Origin of the sequence: Flavobacterium covae (genome assembly GCF_001534645.1) — a bacterium.
Classification (GTDB): Bacteria; Bacteroidota; Bacteroidia; order Flavobacteriales; family Flavobacteriaceae; genus Flavobacterium; species Flavobacterium covae.
In genome coordinates, this window is sequence record NZ_CP013992.1 from 2840287 (window position 1) to 2860082 (window position 19796).

The window sequence follows — 19796 nt, forward strand, 5'->3', positions numbered from 1 at the left end:
TACAAAAGTATAATTATTAAAATAATATCAAAATCATATTTCTAAAAATTAATTCCCAAGTGTATAACGCAAAGTAAAACCTGCCCTAATGTTTGTAATAGGAAATGAAGTAGAAATAACTGCTCTATTAAAGTTATAATCAAAATAGAACAATGTGGTTAAGTTAGATGAAAATTTATAATCTCCAGAAAACTTTGCTGTTACAATATTTTGTCCTCCTCCTAATTGATTATTGTTATAATCTATATTTCTGACTATTGTTTTATTATTTCTAAAAGAAATATCTCCTCGCAGATTAATATCACTCTTAACAACGCCTGTATTGTTATCTGCTAATCGTGAACGAATTGTTACATCTTTAATACGGTATCCTATACCTAATATATATTCTTGTCCTTTTAACTCTGTAAGTAAATTATTATCAAAGCTTAGAGAGAGTGTACGATCTTTTTTCATTTCTGCTATAAACTTCAGTGAGTTTTTCATTTGAATATCTAATCGTAATAAAGGACTAAATTGTTCTGTTAAGTTTACATTTCCAATAAGAGTTGAACTATAATAATTACCTGATACATCAACTCCGTTTGGATTTTTATCGTACTCAAAATTCGAACGATAGGAATTTAAGGTGTAGGCTGATTTATAAGCATGTTGTATACTAAAACTTCTAAAACGTTCTTTAAAAAATTTATAACGCATCAGTCCTGTATATTTTACATTCCAATTGGGCAAAGGTAGTAATCTATTAAATTTTAAAGGGACATTTGATGAACTTCTAAAATCTGAGGTATATGCTGCTAAGAAAGCAGGCAATAATACTTGTTGACTATTTTTGCTATATCCTTTAGGAAAGCCATCTGAATCTACTTGGGATGGATCATATAAAGGATCATAAGAGGCACGCTCTTGGGCTAAACGTTGAGCAATTTCTTTTCTACCATTTCTGAATGCCTCAAAAGCATTAGAGCCATTTTCATCACTTGTTGCAAAAGCTGTCCCTATCATTAGTGTACTTATCGAAAAATTACCTGTTTGATAAGGAGATAACGAATTATAGTTTCCGTCAGTTACTGTAAATTGTTCACTATAATTATTAGATATGGTACGATCTGCTACTAAATCTATGGTTAGATCAGTAAATGGTTCTAGTTTTGCATTGGCTTGTAACTGTTTAGTATTTGCTTTCGTAAAATTTTGATTAAACTTATCATAATTTGTCAGCCAGCCATTCTTAGCGGCTTCAAAACGAACCTCATCTTGCATCCCAAAAACAAAACCTAGCGAAGGTCTTGATGAACCTAAAAACCCTATAGATGGCAAATATCCAGGCAATAGGGTACCATTAGTTTCTGAATAATTTACCTGTATATTTTTCAGTGCGGTAGCAACACCTATTAGACCATCTAGAAATACATTTTGTTTTTCTACTTTTTCTTTTGGTTTTGCAACAATTTTTTCTCCAGGTTTAGGAGCCATTACGGGAGCAACAGGTTTAACCGCTTTTTTACTTCTTTCTGAGAATTTAACTAATCCAATGTACTTATAAAAATTAGTCATTGAAAAACTAGTATTCAATTTGTGTGTATTAGCATTTTGTATTGTATTACCTAAATCGTAAACTAAATTTGGGTTAGCTAATTTGTCTGGATAAAAATTCCTCATAGCATCAGAACCTCTATTCCAAGAATAATTTCCTGTATAGGTATAGTCTGATTTTATAAAAGAGAGAACGGGGATTTTTTCTATAGGCAAAGTATAGTTAGCCGTAATTTGTTGATTGTGTTGATTGGGTTCTCCTACATTCCAAAAATCGTCCCAAACGGTATATTCTGTTTTTTGAGAATCGTCATTTTTATTAAGTAAATTAGTTCTCACAATATTACCTGTAGTGGCTGTATAGTTAACTTTAAATGAACGTGTTAAATTGAAATTAAAACCATAATTATAGTTAAATAGATAATTTCTTCGATATAATGGTTCAACTCCAGCTACTATACTTTGATCTACTTGACGGAATTGTTGTCTATTGAATTGACGAAGAATGGATGAACTAAAATTAATATTAGATGGTAATAAGTTAAAATTCAAATCACTCAACAGTTTCCAATAGGTACTTTTTTTCATAAAAGAAGTTTTTTTGAAAGGTTCAATAGTTTTAGCTTTAAATGCGTAGGCGTAATCAGCTGTTGTACGTACTTGTTGGTCTAAAACATTTTGAACTTCAAAATCACGATGTTTCATTTCATTGTATGAGTAAGAAAGTGTGAGATTTTCAACATCGTAAATATGTGGTTTTTGTTCTGGTGATCGTTCTTTTTTAACTCCGATAAAGTTAATACTTCTTCTTTTGGTAAAATTTTCAGATCTTTTTCTTATAGCATCTTTTTCTTCCTCAGTTTGAGCTACTGCTAATACATCTTTTAATTTTAAATCTTGATAAAGAGGATCGTATTCTGGTGTAATTGTTTGTTCTCCTATGGCATAATTAAAAGGTAAATTAACACCCCATTTTTTAGGTAATAATTTTCCTAGGCTAACATTTGTTACTAAGTCGTACTGCCACATATCTTCACGGCTTCTTTCATTGGGTTTTTGTTCAATAGAGCCAAAACCAATGGTTCCCATGCGTCCAGTAGCGGAAAGTGTTAAAAAATCGGCCATATTTGTATCTAAGCTTGCAACTGCAGCCATACCTCCCGATTCATCCATTTCAGCTAAACGTAATTCATTAAACCAAACCTCCCCTCTGACTTTTGAAGTTGTTATTCCTCCTTTAGGATTTTTAAGTCCTACCATTAGAGTGCGTACATAACCAATGTTTGGATTTCCTTTTACTCTAATTTTCATACCAGCAGTTGCACCACTATCATATACTGTAGCTTCTCTAACATAAGATTTATCATCAGCATCTATAAACTGAGGATCTGCTTTAAAACTTTCTAACTTTAATTTTCCTAATGAAGAAAGCCCTAGGTTAATTTCATTTTCAAGAGGCCAAACGTTTTCTGATATTGCTTGTCCAAAAGGAGTTACTTTTAATGGAACTTCAATTTCATAAAAATTATTAGTAAAATCATTTCCAAAACGTATAAAAGCGCTTAATTCTTTATCTTTTAAATCATCTGATTTGAGTAACGATTCTGAATGTAAAAACATTTTCAAACGTTTATATTGTCGCATGTCTACACTCACATTTTTAAATACAGCTTTTGCTTCACCATCTACTAAACCTTTTGTATCATCATTTGCAGAACCTACTCTTAAAACCAATGATTGCTCATTTTGATTCACTACCGTATTATTGTTATTAACTTGCTCTCTTCTTACATTAGGAGGCAAAACATAAGGGATTGGACTTCTTTGCGCATTTTCTTCTATATTGACACTTTGAACTTCAAAATTAGTATTAGGATCTGTAGCATTGGTTAACTGTCCTACATAGCGTCTCCATTCTCCTCTAACAAGGTCTAATGCTCCAAAACGTAAAGTGATTTGATTATTGAATCCATTAACTAACATACGCATAAAACGGATTGAACGAGTATCTGAAATACCTCCCATAGCTATCCCTTCTGTAATTGGTATTTTATATTGTATCCAACGTACACTTGTTTTTTGTCCTCCACCCAGATCACGATCGTTATCTACGCGTTCGCTCACTACATATCTATCTCCAGGTTTTACATTTGGCTTTACATCTATTTCAAATTTATAATACCCTTCTACTGTATTCATTGTATTATCTCTATTGATATCCTCCACATCTGGAATGGTAGAATTACCTCTATTACTATCTGTAACATCAACGGGTGAATTCATTTCTGTTCCATTATATTTTTTATATCTATTAACAATTCCTCCTGAGGTATTTAAATAATATTGATAGTTATCTGCTGCGGGATCATCTTGATTAGCAAAATCTGGGAATTTTATTCGTTCTTCTGCATCACTTAAACCGTTAAGACCAACATCTTGTAGAATCCTATTATTATTATTTGAATCAAAAGTATATATAAGAGACTGGTTAGCAGGTGTTTTACCCCATTGTGAGGACAATGTTTTTTGCTCAGAGCCTAATCCTGGCAATCCATTTTCATACATTTTTTTACCATCTTTTAAAACATCTTCAGATACTTCTCCTAGATGGATTGTAATTTTCCCTGTATTACTAGGAGATACTCCATTTATATCTTTGTAATAAGGATCTAACAACCAAAATTGTATATATTCAACATTAGCTTGTTCGAAATTAGTAGTAGTAATAGGTCGCATAATGCCTGCAAAAGATTTTGCAGGATCAGGCATTTCATTATTTAGTGCTGCTGGGTTAAAGTTATAAGGTCCTCTTTCTTTAGGATAATATGTTAAATCTAATGTATTTACAACTCTAGAATCTCCCACTGCAATACTGGTTTGGGGGTATAGCTCATCAATATAAACTCGTCTTGTATTGTATGCTAAAACATCGTTATCACTAATTCCTAAAGGTCTTTGGTTGGTATAAAATATAGGATCAATAGTGTACCAAGATAATTTAGCTCTATTAAATCCATAACTCAAATTACTAGGATTTAATTTATCTTGAAATTCATCTGGAACACTGGCTAAACTCCATGACTGAGGTGAGCGCATATCAATCGTTGATTGAGATCCTTCAAAATCATCTACATAAACTGTAGACTCTCCATTAAAACGGTCTATTTTAGAAGCTCCTGGCATTAGATATGCAAATTCTCCTCTAAAAGAAAGATTAGAAGGCGCATCTGTATCAATATTAGGTAATTTATTAACTAGCCTTGTAAAAAAGGGCACTTCTGTTGAAAAGTTACCATTTAGACCAAACATTGTATTATTAACAGATTCTTGTCCGTAATTCGTTTTTTGTGTAAAAGGACGTTCAGACATATTTATTAAAGTTCCGTTAATTTGAAATTTATCGGAAATTTTATGTTCAATATTAAAACCCATATACCGTCTAGTTTGCTGACCAAACATAGAATTATTTTCAACCGAAACTTGAATAGGCGTACCCGATGCTTGTAATGAGGGGTCTAAGATTTGCACACGCCCTGCTTGATAATTAACAGTATAATCTACTCCTTCTTGTAAGACTCTTCCTCCTGCTCTCACTACAACGGATCCTCTTGATACGTTCACAGCACCTAATGAAATTCCATCGCCTCCTGTAGACTTAAACTTACCCTTTAATTGAAATTTGTTTTTCTCACTATTTTGTAAAGCTGCTGCTTGTGTCTTTTTATATAAACTTGTGTAGACGTATTTTTTTTGGTTTAAGTTGTAAGAATTTTCATCGTTGTATTTTTCAGTACTATTTGAGCTAAGTTTTTCAAATAAAGATTTTCCGAAAGGTTCTATTTTTGTAAATATAATACGGGCATTTTGGGTATCTATTGTTAAACCTGGTAAAAAATCAAAAAATCCATCGCCTCCATTAGGATCATTATAAAAATCTAATTTATCTAGATCAAATACTTTTAACAGGGGTAAATTAGACACATCTCCTCTTAAAGGTAAAGGGGCTCCTAATGTTATGTAATTTATAGGTGAAGGATCTGTATATAGTATATTGAATTTAAAGTCTGTTTTTTCTAGTTGATAAGCACCCGGAATTTGATAAATATTTTTCATCATTAAATTCCAAATAGGTTTATCTACATTATTTAAGTTGGGTTTTAACAATTTTAAAATCAAAGCTTTCGTAACAGGTATATCATTTGTATTTATTGTGGAAGAGGTAACGCCATCATTACCAAATTCTCCAACTTGATATACTTTATCTCCTTCTGTATACTGATAGGCAACGGCCAACACTTCATCATTTGTTAAGCGTTGATTTAATGAAATATATCCAAGTTGTGGATGGTATGTATATTCACTTGAGTTTAATTTGCGTGCATTTTCTAATTTAGAATAATCTACTCCTTCTCTGGTATTTACCCCATTAAAACCTGTTGATACGTTTGAAACGTCTCGTATAGATTCATTTAAAAAGCTTCCTGTAGTTCCTATTGTTTTTGGATTGAATGCATTATTTGCATTATCTACTGGTGTATCGGCTGAAACTTTAAAAAAATTAGCAGGAATTGGATTTAAACCTACTATTTCATTTTCTAAGAGTTTAGTACTTTCAGCTTCTCCTAAGTCAGAAAGAGCTACTATATTTCGAAGATTGTTCCCTTCTGTTCCAGTATTAATTCTATTTTGCCTATTAGTAACCCAAACTTCTAAACGGGTAATTTGTATTCTTGAATTAATTACTGGATAGGTTTCTAGTGCTCGATCGTAATTATTTCTAAAAAATTGTGATAAAAAAAAGTGTCGATCAGCATCATAGTCTAGAGCAAACATATCAAAATCTTGGATTAACCCTCCTCCTTGGGCGGTTACCGTTCGTGTTTGTGATTTTTGTTCGGAAAACACTCCTGTAAAAGTAGTTCTTCCAAACTTTAATTCTGTCTTAAATCCAAATAGGTTTTGAGCACCTCTAATTAAGCTATTGCTTAATGGCATACTAACATTTCCTACCTCTATTTTTTGAAGAATATCGTCTTCTGTAGGGGTATATTCTAATTTTATTAAATTTTGAAAAGCAAAGGTTGATTCTGTATCATAATTGACATTTACACGAAGACGAGTCCCTACTTGCCCCATTAAACTCATGCTAATACGCTGATCAAAATCAAAATTAAAATTACTTCTATTTCTAGGAGAAAAGGCTGGATTATCTTGTTTAGAATAACGCATCCCTAAGTCAATCTCTACACTTCCTGTTGGTTTTATGTCTATTGTATTACTTCCAAAAATAGATTCAAAAAGTCCTGAGCGAATATAATATCGAGGCAACAGGTCTTTTTTCTTTTCTTCAGAATTTTTCTTTTGTCCTGCTATTGCATCTCCTTTTTCTTTGAAGTACTTGCGTATGGCTTCTTTTTTTATTAGTTTTTGATATTCATCAGGAGTTAATACAATTGGATAATCTATTGTAAATCCTTCAAAAGATTTAGTATAAATATACTGATCCGTTACAGGATCGTATGTATAAGCTTCTAAAATAGTTTGAGGATCTGGCAATTCCATTTTTCCTTTTTGATATCCTTTTAAAGTATCTTTTACTTCCTGAGAATAGGCGGTATTTAAAACAAAGAAAAACAGTATATAAAAACTGTTTTTAAATAATAGATTGAATAGGGATAAAAAATTATTTTTCAATGTTTATAAATTTTTTAAAGCTTGTTTTATAATATTTTCTACAGTAGCTTCCGGTGTAATAGCAATTATTTTCTCTACTACTTTTTCAGCAGATTTTCTAACAAAACCAAGCACTTCTAAAGCAGATAACGCTTCATCTTTATTTGTATTGTTTGGAATTAATGAAACTTCATCTATTTCATAGATTTTTAACACTTTATCTTTAAGTTCGATTATTGCCCTTTGAGCAGTTTTAACACCTATTCCTTTAATAGATTGGATAGTAGCTACATTTTCAGAGGCCAAAGCATTAATAATTTGTTTGGGTTCTAATGAAGAAAGCATAGTACGTGCCGTATTAGCTCCGATACCAGATACAGAAATGAGTAATTTAAAAATTTCTCTTTCTGATTTTTCCATAAATCCATACAGAGAATGACTATCTTCTTTTACTTGTAAATAAGTATATAATTTAACGAAATCATTTGATGGTAACAACCCGAATGTATGTAAAGATATATGAACTAAGTACCCTACCCCGTTGCAATCAATTACAACGTCGGTAGGGTTTTTTTCTACTAATTTTCCTTGTATGTGTGCAATCATGCTCTTTTTATTATTCTTTCAAATATACTAATTTTATTGAGTGAAAGCATTTCTATTAAGTGTATCAATAAATCTAAAAGGTTATTTTTGAGTTCTATGTCTTTTTTCTTTTTCTTGAGCATCTATAACAGCTATCGTTGCCATATTTACCATTTCTTCAACACTAGCTCCTAATTGAAAAATATGTACAGGTTTGTCTAAGCCTAACATGATAGGCCCAATTGACTCTACTTTGTATAATTCTTTCAACATTTTATAGGTAATATTAGCTGATTCTAGATTGGGAAAAACAAGAGTATTTACTTTTTGTCCTGCTAATTTAGAAAAAGGGAATTTACTTTTTAACATTTCAGGATTTAATGCAAAGTCTGTTTGAATTTCTCCATCTACAATTAAATCAGGGTGATGAGTATGTAAATAAGCTACTGCTTCTCGTACTTTTGAAGCACTTTCGTCTTTTGAAGATCCAAAATTAGAGAATGACACCATAGCCATTACAGGTTCCATTCCGAATAATTTGATTGTTCGAGCTGTCATGAGTGCAATTTTAGCTAAGTCTTCAGCGGTTGGGTTGGGATTAATAGCAGTGTCCGCTAAAAACATGGGGCCTCTAGCTGTCATCATTAAATTCGTAGTAGCAATTCTACTTACCCCTACTCCTTTTCCTATTAGCTCCATTATGGGTTTTACTACAGAAGGGTAACTTCTTGAATATCCTGTAACTAGCGCATCTGCTTCTCCTTCGTTAATCATCATAGCAGCAAAATAGTTACGTTCACGCATCCATTTTTGAGCATCTAAAAGTGTAATTCCTCTTCTTCGACGGGTTTCCCAATATTTTTGAGCAAATCTGTTTTTACGCTCTTCTTCTTCTTTGGTTTTAGGATCAATAATTTCAACTTCTGCATCAAAACCTAATTCTTCTTTTAACTCTAGGATAATTTCTTTGTTTCCTAATAAAATAGGCATCCCTATTCCTTCTTCAAATACAATTTGTGCAGCCTTTAATACATCTAGATGGTCTGCTTCTGCAAAAACTACTTTTTTAGGGTTTGTTTTAGCACGGTTAGCCAACATACGTACCATTTTATTATCAGATCCTAGTCTATCTAATAATTCATTACGGTATTTGTCCCAATCCGTTATGGGTTGTTGAGCTACCCCACTTTCTATTGCTGCTTTTGCTACAGCTGGAGCTACTTCTGCTATTAATCGAGGATCAAATGGTTTTGGAATAATATAGTCGCGACCAAAAACTAATTTCGTTTCTCCGTAAGCAACATTTACTTGTTCAGGAACAGGTTGTTTAGCTAAGCATGCCAATGCTTTTACGGCAGCCATTTTCATAGTTTCATTTATTTTGGTCGCTCTAACGTCAAGTGCTCCTCTAAAAATATAGGGAAATCCTAGAACGTTATTTACTTGATTGGGATAATCCGAGCGTCCTGTTGCCATAATGATATCTTCGCGTGTACTGACAGCCAAATTATAATCTATTTCAGGTACTGGATTAGCCATAGCAAAAACGATTGGATTTTTAGCCATGGTTAATAACATTTCGGGTTTTAACACATTTCCTGCTGATAGTCCTAAAAACATATCTGCACCTACAATGATTTCTCCTAATGTTTGAGTAGGAATATCTTTAGCGTATTTTCTTTGAAGATCAGAAATATCTTTTCTGCTTGATACTAACAAACCATTTACATCAAACATAAAGATATTTTCAACCTTTACTCCTAACGCTACATATAAGTTAGCACAAGCTAATGCTGCTGACCCAGCACCTGACACTACTAATTTAATTTTATCAATGTCTTTTTCTGCTAGTTCTAAGGCGTTTAATAATGCTGCTGATGAGATGATGGCGGTTCCGTGTTGATCATCGTGCATTACTGGAATATTGAGTTCTTCTACTAAACGTCTTTCTATTTCAAATGATTCAGGGGCTTTTATATCTTCTAGATTAATCCCTCCAAATGTCGGGGCTATGGCTTTTACTGTATCTACAAATTTATCAATATCAGTAGCATCTACTTCAATATCAAAAACATCTATATCAGAAAAGATTTTAAACAACAAGGCTTTTCCTTCCATAACTGGTTTAGACGCTTCTGGTCCTATATCTCCAAGTCCTAAAACGGCAGTACCATTGGAAATTACAGCTACTAAATTGCCTTTTGCTGTATATTTATATACTTTATCTATATCTTTAGAAATTTCAATACAAGGTTCCGCTACACCTGGGGAGTACGCTAAAGACAAATCGCGTTGGGTAGCATATTTTTTAGTAGGAACAACTTTAATTTTACCAGGCTGTGGTTTTGCATGATACAATAGAGCTTCTCTTCTTTTTTTATCGTCTGACATATTCTTTTGTCTTTTAATGAACTGGCAAAGATAAGTGTTGAAGCAAAAGAATGAAATTTTTTAAGGAAATTAATCTTCTAAAAATAGAATATTCCTTTTTAACCCTTCTAATTTAGTTCGTTTAACAGCTGAATTTTTAAAGATTTTTTTAAACACATCTTCTGTAATTTCTTTCCAATCTTCTTTTGTAAATTTTATTAGATCAGGATGAGGGCTAAAAGAATCTATCGTATTAGGTTTTGCAAAACGATTCCATGGACACACGTCCTGACACACATCACAACCAAACATCCAATCGTTAAATTTACCTTTCATTTCTTGTGGTATTTGATCTTTTAATTCAATTGTAAAATAGGAGATACATTTGCTACCATCTACTACATAAGGTTGTATTATAGCTTGTGTAGGACAGGCATCTATACAAGCTGTACATTTCCCACAATGATCTGTTGTAGGCAAGTCGTATTCTAAATCTAAATCCAGAATAATCTCGGCAATAAAATAAAAAGAGCCTACTTGTTTTGTAATTAAGTTACTATTTTTCCCTATCCATCCTAAACCACTTTTAGCAGCCCATGCTTTGTCTAAAACAGGAGCTGAATCTACAAAGACGCGTCCATCTACCTCTCCTATTTCTGTTTGAATAAAGTGAAGTAAATCTTTTAATTTATCTTTTATTATAAAATGATAATCTTGACCATAAGCATACTTAGAGATTTTATATGAATCTTGATTTTGAGTTTGAGATGGATAATAATTAAGTATTAAAGAAATGACACTTTTTGCTCCTTCTACTAATAATCTAGGATCTAATCGTTTATCAAAATGATTATTCATATATCCCATCTGACCATTCATTTCTTTTTTTAACCAATTTTCTAAACGAGGTGCTTCTGTTTCTAGAAAATCAGCTTTAGAAATACCACAGGAAAGAAATCCGAGTCGTAAAGACTCGGATTTTATCAATTGGGTATATTTTTCTTTATTGTTAATCAAATTAATATTTTTAAAGGAATTATTTAAAACAACTCTCCTTGAGATCCTGTACGAGTACGACCAAGATGTTTGTAAGCCTTTTCCGTTACTTCACGCCCTCTAGGTGTTCTAACTATAAATCCCTCTTGAATTAAAAATGGTTCATATACTTCTTCTATTGTTTCACCACTATCTGACACAGCAGTTGCCAGTGTGCTTATTCCTACTGGTCCACCTTTAAACTTATCAATAATAGTAGTTAAAATTTTATTATCCATTTCATCTAAACCATGTGCATCTACATTTAAAGCTTGCAGAGCATATTTAGCTATTTCTATATCTATGGTACCATTTCCTTTAATTTGAGCAAAATCGCGAACCCTTCTTAATAAAGCATTTGCAATACGAGGTGTTCCTCTACTACGTCCAGCTACTTCAATAGCTGCTTCCATAGAAATAGGAGTTCCCAGAATGGAAGCACTACGTTGGACTATAGTAGTTAATAATTCTGTATTATAATATTGTAATCTTGATTGAATACCAAAACGGGCTCGCATAGGAGACGTTAGCAATCCTGAACGAGTGGTAGCTCCCACTAAGGTAAAAGGATTTAATCCTATTTGTACAGATCGTGCATTAGGACCACTTTCGATCATAATATCTATTTTATAATCTTCCATAGCAGAATATAAATATTCTTCTACCACGGGACTTAACCGATGTATTTCATCTATAAATAGAATATCACGTTCTTCTAAATTAGTCAACAAGCCTGCCAGATCGCCTGGTTTATCTAAAACAGGTCCAGAGGTAATCTTAATTCCAACACCTAGTTCACTAGCTAGTATATTCGCCAAAGTTGTTTTTCCTAAACCAGGTGGCCCATGAAAAAGAGTATGATCTAGCGCATCTCCTCTTAGATTGGCTGCTTTAACAAATATTTTTAAATTTTCTAATACCTGATCCTGCCCAGTAAAATCATCAAAACTTAACGGACGTAAGGCACGTTCAACATCCATCTCTTGTGATGTAAAACGTTCTTTATTAGGATTCAAATTTTCATTCATCTTGCAAAGATAAAAGTTTGTTTCATGAATTACGCACTAGCTTCTCAATAAATAAAAAAACATATATTAGCAAATCAAACCAAAAACTATGGAAAAACAAACACAAGAATTTAAAAAAGAATTAGGCTTACTAGACGGAACACTACTAGTAGTAGGTTCTATGATTGGTTCGGGCATATTTATTGTTAGTGCTGATATTACTCGTAATATTGGCAGTGCTGGATGGTTAATAACTATATGGGTTATTTCAGCTCTTATAACTATGACAGCTGCGGTAAGTTATGGTGAACTTAGTGCCATGTTTCCACAAGCAGGAGGACAATATATTTATTTAAAAGAGGCTTACAACAAGTTGATTGCTTTTTTATATGGATGGAGTTTTTTTGCGGTTATACAAACAGGAACTATAGCAGCTGTAGGTGTTGCCTTTTCTAAATTCACAGCTTATCTTGTACCAGCATTTAGCGAAAATAATTTTATTATTAAACACCCTAATTTCACGCTAAGCGCTGCACAAATTGTTTCTATCATTACCATTATAATTCTTACTTATATCAATAGCAAAGGGGTTAAAAATGGAAAAATAATTCAAAAAATATTTACTATTACAAAAATTGCATCGTTATTTGGGCTCATCATATTTGGATTCATATTGGCTTCTAAAAGTGATATTTGGAATAATAATTGGAATACTAGTTGGACAGCTCAATCGTTTAATAAAGAAACTAACACCTGGACAATTGTGAGCGGATATACTTTACTATCTGCTATTGCGGCTTCTATGGTAGGTTCTTTATTTTCAAGTGATGCTTGGAATGGTGTAACTTTTATTTCTGGTGAGATAAAAAATCCTGAACGAAATGTAGGATTAAGCCTTTTCTTAGGAACTTTAATTGTAAGTATAATTTACATATTGGCAAATGTAATGTATTTAGCTGTTGTACCATTAAACGCTATTGCTTTTGCTCCTTCAGATCGAGTGGCTGTGGTTGCATCAGAGCATATTTTTGGCACAACAGGGACTTTTATTATTGCAATTATGATCATGATTTCTACTTTTGGTTGTAATAACGGATTAATCATGGCAGGATCAAGAGTGTATTATACTATGGCAAAAGATGGTTTATTTTTTAAAAAGGCAGCTGAATTAAATAGCGCAGCTGTTCCTGGCTGGGGACTGTGGATTCAATGTATTTGGGCATCTCTCTTATGTTTAACAGGTAAATACGGTGATTTATTAGATTTTGTAATGATTATAGTTATTATTTTTTATATTTTAACGATTCTAGGAATTTTTATCTTAAGAAAGAAAAAGCCTGAATTAAAAAGACCTTATAAAGCTTTTGGTTACCCTATTTTACCTGCACTTTATATTATTGTTTCTTTGGCTATTTGTACCATGCTTTTAATAGATAAAACAAGTACTTGTGGATGGGGAGTATTAATTATGTTAGTAGGAATTCCTATTTATTATATAACAAAAGGAGAAGGGAAATAATATTATTAGCTATAAAACAAAGATCTCTACAAGAAATTAAACTATTGGTATACAACAACAAAAAACCTCGATAAATCGAGGTTTTTTGTTGTATATATATTTTATATTATTTTAATTTCTTTTTAACTTCTACGGTAGTAAATCCTTCAATTACATCGTATTCTTGAATATCGTTATAACCTTTGATTTGCATACCACAATCGTATCCTTTAGAAACTTCTTTTACATCATCTTTAAAACGTTTTAAGGCTAATAATTCGCCTGTATAAATTACAACGCCTTCACGAATTAAACGGATTTTATTAGATCTAATGATTTTACCATCCGTAACCATACATCCTGCAATGGTACCTACTTTTGAAATTTTAAACAATTCACGTATTTCGGCGGTACCTGTAATTTCTTCTTTAAACTCAGGAGATAACATACCTTCCATTGCATCACGTAAATCATCAATTGCAGCGTAGATAATAGAGTAATGACGAATATCAATTTCTTCTTTTTCTGCTAATGATTTGGCATTTCCTTGAGGACGCACATTAAATCCTATAATAATTGCATCAGAAGCAGAAGCTAACATTACATCTGATTCGGTAATAGCACCCACTCCTTTATGAATGATATTGATTTGAATTTCTTCTGTTGATAATTTAGAGAATGAATCTGATAAGGCTTCTACTGAACCGTCTACATCTCCTTTTAAGATAATATTAAGTTCTTTAAATTGACCTAATGCAATACGACGTCCAATTTCATCTAATGTAATATGACGTTGTGTACGTACAGATTGTTCACGTAATAACTGAGTACGCTTAGCTGCAATTTGTTTTGCTTCTCTTTCGTCTTCAAATACATTAAACTTATCTCCTGCTGTAGGAGCTCCATCTAGTCCTAAGATAGATACGGGCGTAGAAGGTCCTGCTTCTTTTACACTATGTCCACGCTCATCTTGCATTGCACGAATTTTACCATGATGTTTACCTGCTAATACGTAATCACCAATTTTCAAGGTTCCAGCTTGTACTAAAATTGTAGATACATAACCACGTCCTTTATCTAAGAAGGCTTCTACCACAGTACCTACTGCTGGTTTATCTGGATTTGCTTTTAATTCTAAGATTTCAGCTTCGAGCAATACTTTTTCGAGTAATTCTTTTACACCGATACCCATTTTAGCAGAAATGTCATGTGACTGATATTTACCTCCCCATTCTTCTACGAGGAAGTTCATTGCAGCTAATTTTTCTTTAATTTTATCCGGATTAGCTGTTGGTTTATCTATTTTGTTGATTGCAAAAATAATTGGTACACCTGCTGCTTGTGCGTGACTAATTGCTTCTTTAGTTTGTGGCATAATATCATCATCAGCTGCTACTACAATAATGGCAATATCCGTTACTTGAGCACCACGAGCACGCATCGCTGTAAACGCTTCGTGACCAGGTGTATCTAGGAATGTAATTTCTTGACCATTTTCTAATTCAACTCCGTAAGCTCCTATATGTTGAGTAATACCTCCTGACTCACCCGCTATTACATTAGTTTTGCGAATATGATCTAGTAAAGATGTCTTACCATGGTCTACGTGTCCCATTACGGTAACAATTGGTGCGCGTTGCTTAAGATCTTCTGGTTTATCTTCAACGATTTCAATGGTTTCTTCAATATCTGCAGTTGTAAATTGTATTTCATAACCAAATTCGTCTGCTACAATTGTAAGAGTTTCAGCATCTAAACGCTGATTCATCGTTACCATGATACCTAAAGACATACAGGTTCCAATAACCTTAGTAATAGGGACGTCCATCATCGTCGCAATTTCACCTACTGTTACGAATTCTGTAACTTTAAGTATTTTGCTTCCTTCTTCTTGTGCTGCTAATTCAGCCTCGTTACGTTCTCTATGAGAGTCGCGTTTATCACGACGATATTTAGCTGCTTTTGATTTATTTCCTTTTCCTTGTAATCTTTCAAGGGTTTCTTTGATTTGATTTTTTACCTCTTCTTCTGTAGGTTCAACCTTTACAACAGGAGTTTTTTTATTGAATTTATTTCCTCCTTTATTTCCATGGTGGTTATTACCTCCCTGGTTCCCTCTATTTCCTTGACCATTATTATTATTATTATTTCCGTCTTGTTTATTAGACTGATTATTAGGCTTAGAAGGAATTCTATTACGTTTTTTCTTGTTAGCATCTCCACCTCCTTGATGGTTGTTGTTTCCACCTTGGTTAGGTTTTGATTCTTCTTTTTTCTTTTTAGGTTTTTCAAACTGAGATAAATCAATTTTTTGACCTGTAAAAGTGGCTCCTGATAGTTTTTGGTATTGAGTTTCGTATCGTTCTTCCACTACTTGACCCGCTTCAACTGAAGGACTTGTTGCAGGTTTGTTAGCTTTAGTTTCTACTTTTGGTTCAACTACGGATTTTACCTCTTTTACTTGTGGTTTTTCTACTATTTTTTCCACCACTTTTTCAACCTTTTTTTCAACTGGAGGAAGCACTACAGGTTTAACCTTAATCTCTACTGGTTTTTCTTTTTTAGGTTCAATCTTTTCTTCCACCTTTTCTTCTATTATAGGCTTTGAGATCTCTTCTTTGACAGGTTCTATCTCTACTTTTGGAGCTTCTGCTTCAGGTTTTAAAACAGGCTTAGGATTTAGATCTATTTTCCCTACTTTTTTAGGGCCTGATAAAGCCGCTGCTTTTGCTTTGATAACTTCCTGACGCGCACGTTCTTCTTCAATGCGTTTTTGTTCTAATTCGTGTTCACGTTCTAAACGTAATGCTTCTTTTTCTTTACGTTTTTCTTCGCCTACTTCCTTAGAAGCATCTTTGTTACCTTTATCTCCAGCAAATTGATTAGACAGAATACCATATATCTCCTCTGTGATTTTGGTATTTGGATTAGATTCTATTGTAAAACCTTTATCCTTTAAAAAATCAACAGCTCGCTCAAGAGATATATTAAATTCTCTTAATACTTTGTTTATTCTTATTGTTCCTTCAGACATAAATTTTATTTATGGTTTTTTTTATTTTTTTGTGGATTAAAAAGGGATTAATCTTCAAATTCTTCTTTTAAAATCTTGATTACCTCAAGAACAGTTTCTTCTTCTAAATCGGTACGACGTACTAAATCTTCTAGATCTTGACTTAAAATACTACGAGCAGTATCTAAACCTACTTTTGCAAATTCATCTATGATCCATCCATCAATTTCATCTGCAAATTCCGTCAATTCAACATCATCTTCGTTTTCTTGTACACTACCTTCTCGAATTACATCTAATTCATAACCTGTTAACATACCTGCCAATTTAATATTATGGCCTCCTCTACCAATTGCTTTCGAAACTTCTTCTAACTTTAGGTACACCTCAGCTGTTTTCTTTTCTTCATCTATTTTGATTGAAGAAATTTTGGCTGGACTTAATGCTCTAGTAATAAATAATTGTGTATTATTAGTATAATTAATTACATCAATGTTTTCATTTCCTAATTCACGTACTATTCCGTGAATACGAGAACCCTTCATTCCTACACAAGCTCCCACTGGATCAATTCTATCATCATAAGAGTCTACAGCTACTTTTGCTTTTTCTCCTGGTATGCGAACCACTTTCTTAATGGTAATTAAACCATCAAATACTTCTGGGATTTCTTGTTCAAATAATTTTTCTAGGAATTTCTCGGAGGTTCTAGACATGATGATTTGCGGTTTGTTTCCTTTTAATTCAACATTTTCTATGACTCCACGAACATTATCTCCTTTTCTAAAGAAGTCTGATTGTATTTGTTTTTCTTTTGGTAATACAATTTCATTTCCTTCATCATCAACTAATATTACTGCTTTGGGACGTACGTGATGTACCTCTGCAGTATAAATATCTCCAATTAAATCTTTGAAATGTTTATACAAATTAGTACTATCATGTTCATGAATTTTAGAAATTAAATTCTGACGTAAAGCCAAAATGGCTCTTCTTCCTAGGTCTATTAATTTCACTTCTTCAGACACTTCTTCGCCAATTTCAAAGTCTGGTTCTATCTTACGAGCCTCTGTCAGCGTAATTTCCTCATTTTCGAAATCTAAATCTTCATCTGCTACAATAACACGACGTCTCCAAATTTCCATATCTCCCTTATCAGGATTGATAATAATATCAAAATTTTCATCGGATCCGTATTTTTTCTTCAATGCACTTCTAAACACATCTTCTAAAATAGCCATTAATGTAACACGATCGATAGATTTATTATCTTTAAATTCTGAAAACGATTCGATTAATGCTAAATTCTCCATACAACTCTTTGATTTTTTTAAAATATGATTGTAACTACTGCCTCCACAATATTGCCATATTGTATTTTTACATTGTGGATAACGGTTTCTTTTCCTTTTCCTACTTTTTTAGGTTCACGTGCAGTCCACTCTAATGTAACTCCTTGATCATCTGCTTCCGACAAAAGGGCTTCGTATGTTTTTTCTGCTGTTTTCAGCTTAACTGTACGTCCTACATTTTTCTTAAACTGACGAATCATTTTCAAGGGAGCAGACACACCTGCAGAAGCAACTTCTAATGCGTAATCTTGCTCTTCTCTATCAAGATTGTTCTCAATAGCTCTACTTATATTTACACAATCTTGTAATTGGACTCCATTATCGCCATCTAAAGTTACGATAATTTTATTACTATCAGTTATAGTTAAATCAATTAAAAAAAGATCTGGAAAATCTTCCAAAGTTTGATTTAACAACTGTATTACTTTTTCTTTAAATGTCATTGGTATAAAAAGAGGCACGCGATGCGTGCCTCATTATTTAATGTTTAACTTCTAAATAACGGCACAAATATACATTTTTTTTTTTATTTTACTAACTGATTGATTTTTATTAAAAACTTTCTTACCTTTATATATGAGATTAGAAAAACAAACCATTAAACAATAACCTCATTATGAAACGAATTTTAGTCCCAACCGATTTCTCTCAACATGCAGAATACGCACTTAAAGTTGCTGCTCAATTTGCAAAAAAACACAATGCTGAAATCTATTTATTACATTTATTAGAATTACCTGGTCAAGGCAATGACACCGTTACACATGGTCATGATATTCCTGAAATTATCTTTTTTAAAAATGCCATAACGAACAGAATGGATGATTTGTTAGAAGAAGAATATTTAGACGGAATAGAAATTTCTAAAATAATCCAAATAGATCATCCATTTGAAGGAATCATGAAAACGATGCAAAACAATTCATTCGACCTTATTATAATGGGATCTCATGGTGCCAGCGGGATTAAAGAAATGTTTGTAGGCTCAAACACTGAAAAAGTAGCTCGAAACTCAAATGTTCCTGTTCTAGTCATCAAAGAAGAAAATACCGATTTCAAAGTGGATCATTTTGTATTTGCTTCAGATTTTTCAGACGAAATCAAAAAACCATTCGAAAGCGTAGCTCTTTTTGCGAACGAACTAGAAGCCACACTACATCTTGTTAACATAAATACACCTAACAATTTTCGTTCTACCCAAAATGCACAAAATTTAATGAACGATTTTGCCAGTCAATTTAATATTAACAAATACGAAACTCACATATATAATGATGTCAATGTAGAAACAGGTATATTAAACATAGCCAATGATCTAAACGCAGAATTAATTGGAATGTGTACACACGGGAGAAAAGGATTAGCGCATTTTTTCAATGGAAGCATAAGCGAAAGCCTAGTAAATCACGCTAAAAAACCTGTAATTACTTTTAAAATATAAGATTCTAAAAAAAGAGGGATCTAAAAACAGTAGCTCAACATTTCGTCTGTCACAGAAATGACATGATTGCAAACTTTAGGATACCCTCTTTTTTACAACGTTAATATCTCCGTAATATACAACAGCAAACCAAATAAAGTTTCGAATTTCAAAAATCAGTAATTCCCACAAACAAAACACAAATACAAAATTTATTTTCGTTTAAATACAACACATAATCTACACCAATCAAAAAAGACAACTATATCCCCCATATATCATCTAAAAACACACCCCTCAACCTAAA

Annotated in this window: 10 protein-coding genes; 2 read left to right on the forward strand and 8 right to left on the reverse strand. The window is 32.6% G+C overall.

Annotated features, from left to right (window positions below; all coding sequences use genetic code 11):
* Window positions 1-48 precede the first annotated feature (48 nt).
* From sov to ruvB, 5 genes are all read right to left on the reverse strand, one after another.
* Window positions 49-7230 carry a T9SS outer membrane translocon Sov/SprA gene (gene sov / locus AWN65_RS12465; protein ID WP_060383462.1) on the reverse strand — a complete coding sequence of 2394 codons (7182 nt, stop codon included), beginning with the start codon at window positions 7228-7230 and terminating at the stop codon, window positions 49-51.
* A gap of 3 nt (window positions 7231-7233) precedes the next feature.
* The gene (ruvA, locus tag AWN65_RS12470) at window positions 7234-7815 is read right to left on the reverse strand and encodes a Holliday junction branch migration protein RuvA (RefSeq protein ID WP_060383463.1); all 582 of its coding nucleotides are present in this window, start codon (window positions 7813-7815) and stop codon (window positions 7234-7236) included.
* A gap of 81 nt (window positions 7816-7896) precedes the next feature.
* A complete protein-coding gene (locus AWN65_RS12475; RefSeq protein ID WP_060383464.1) occupies window positions 7897-10185 on the reverse strand; it encodes an NADP-dependent malic enzyme in 2289 nt (762 codons plus the stop codon).
* A gap of 69 nt (window positions 10186-10254) precedes the next feature.
* On the reverse strand, window positions 10255-11181 hold the full coding sequence (gene queG / locus AWN65_RS12480; RefSeq protein ID WP_060383465.1) for a tRNA epoxyqueuosine(34) reductase QueG: 927 nt from the start codon (window positions 11179-11181) through the stop codon (window positions 10255-10257).
* A 23-nt stretch (window positions 11182-11204) separates the two neighbouring features.
* Window positions 11205-12227 carry a Holliday junction branch migration DNA helicase RuvB gene (gene ruvB, locus AWN65_RS12485; protein ID WP_060383466.1) on the reverse strand — a complete coding sequence of 341 codons (1023 nt, stop codon included), beginning with the start codon at window positions 12225-12227 and terminating at the stop codon, window positions 11205-11207.
* 88 nt (window positions 12228-12315) lie between these two features.
* Here ruvB and AWN65_RS12490 point away from each other — a divergent pair, with 88 nt between their 5' ends.
* A complete protein-coding gene (locus AWN65_RS12490) occupies window positions 12316-13725 on the forward strand; it encodes an APC family permease (protein ID WP_060383467.1) in 1410 nt (469 codons plus the stop codon).
* Window positions 13726-13831: 106 nt separating this feature from the next.
* Here AWN65_RS12490 and infB read toward each other — a convergent pair whose 3' ends face one another.
* The 3 genes from infB to rimP are packed head-to-tail and all read right to left on the reverse strand — an operon-like array spanning window position 13832 to window position 18512.
* The gene (gene infB / locus AWN65_RS12495; protein WP_060383468.1) at window positions 13832-16738 is read right to left on the reverse strand and encodes a translation initiation factor IF-2; all 2907 of its coding nucleotides are present in this window, start codon (window positions 16736-16738) and stop codon (window positions 13832-13834) included.
* A gap of 47 nt (window positions 16739-16785) precedes the next feature.
* Window positions 16786-18030, reverse strand: a complete 1245-nt coding sequence (gene nusA, locus AWN65_RS12500) for a transcription termination factor NusA (protein ID WP_060383469.1) — start codon at window positions 18028-18030, stop codon at window positions 16786-16788.
* Window positions 18031-18047: 17 nt separating this feature from the next.
* Window positions 18048-18512, reverse strand: a complete 465-nt coding sequence (gene rimP, locus AWN65_RS12505) for a ribosome assembly cofactor RimP (protein WP_060383470.1) — start codon at window positions 18510-18512, stop codon at window positions 18048-18050.
* A 173-nt stretch (window positions 18513-18685) separates the two neighbouring features.
* Here rimP and AWN65_RS12510 point away from each other — a divergent pair, with 173 nt between their 5' ends.
* Window positions 18686-19510 carry a universal stress protein gene (locus tag AWN65_RS12510; protein WP_060383471.1) on the forward strand — a complete coding sequence of 275 codons (825 nt, stop codon included), beginning with the start codon at window positions 18686-18688 and terminating at the stop codon, window positions 19508-19510.
* Window positions 19511-19796 lie beyond the last annotated feature (286 nt).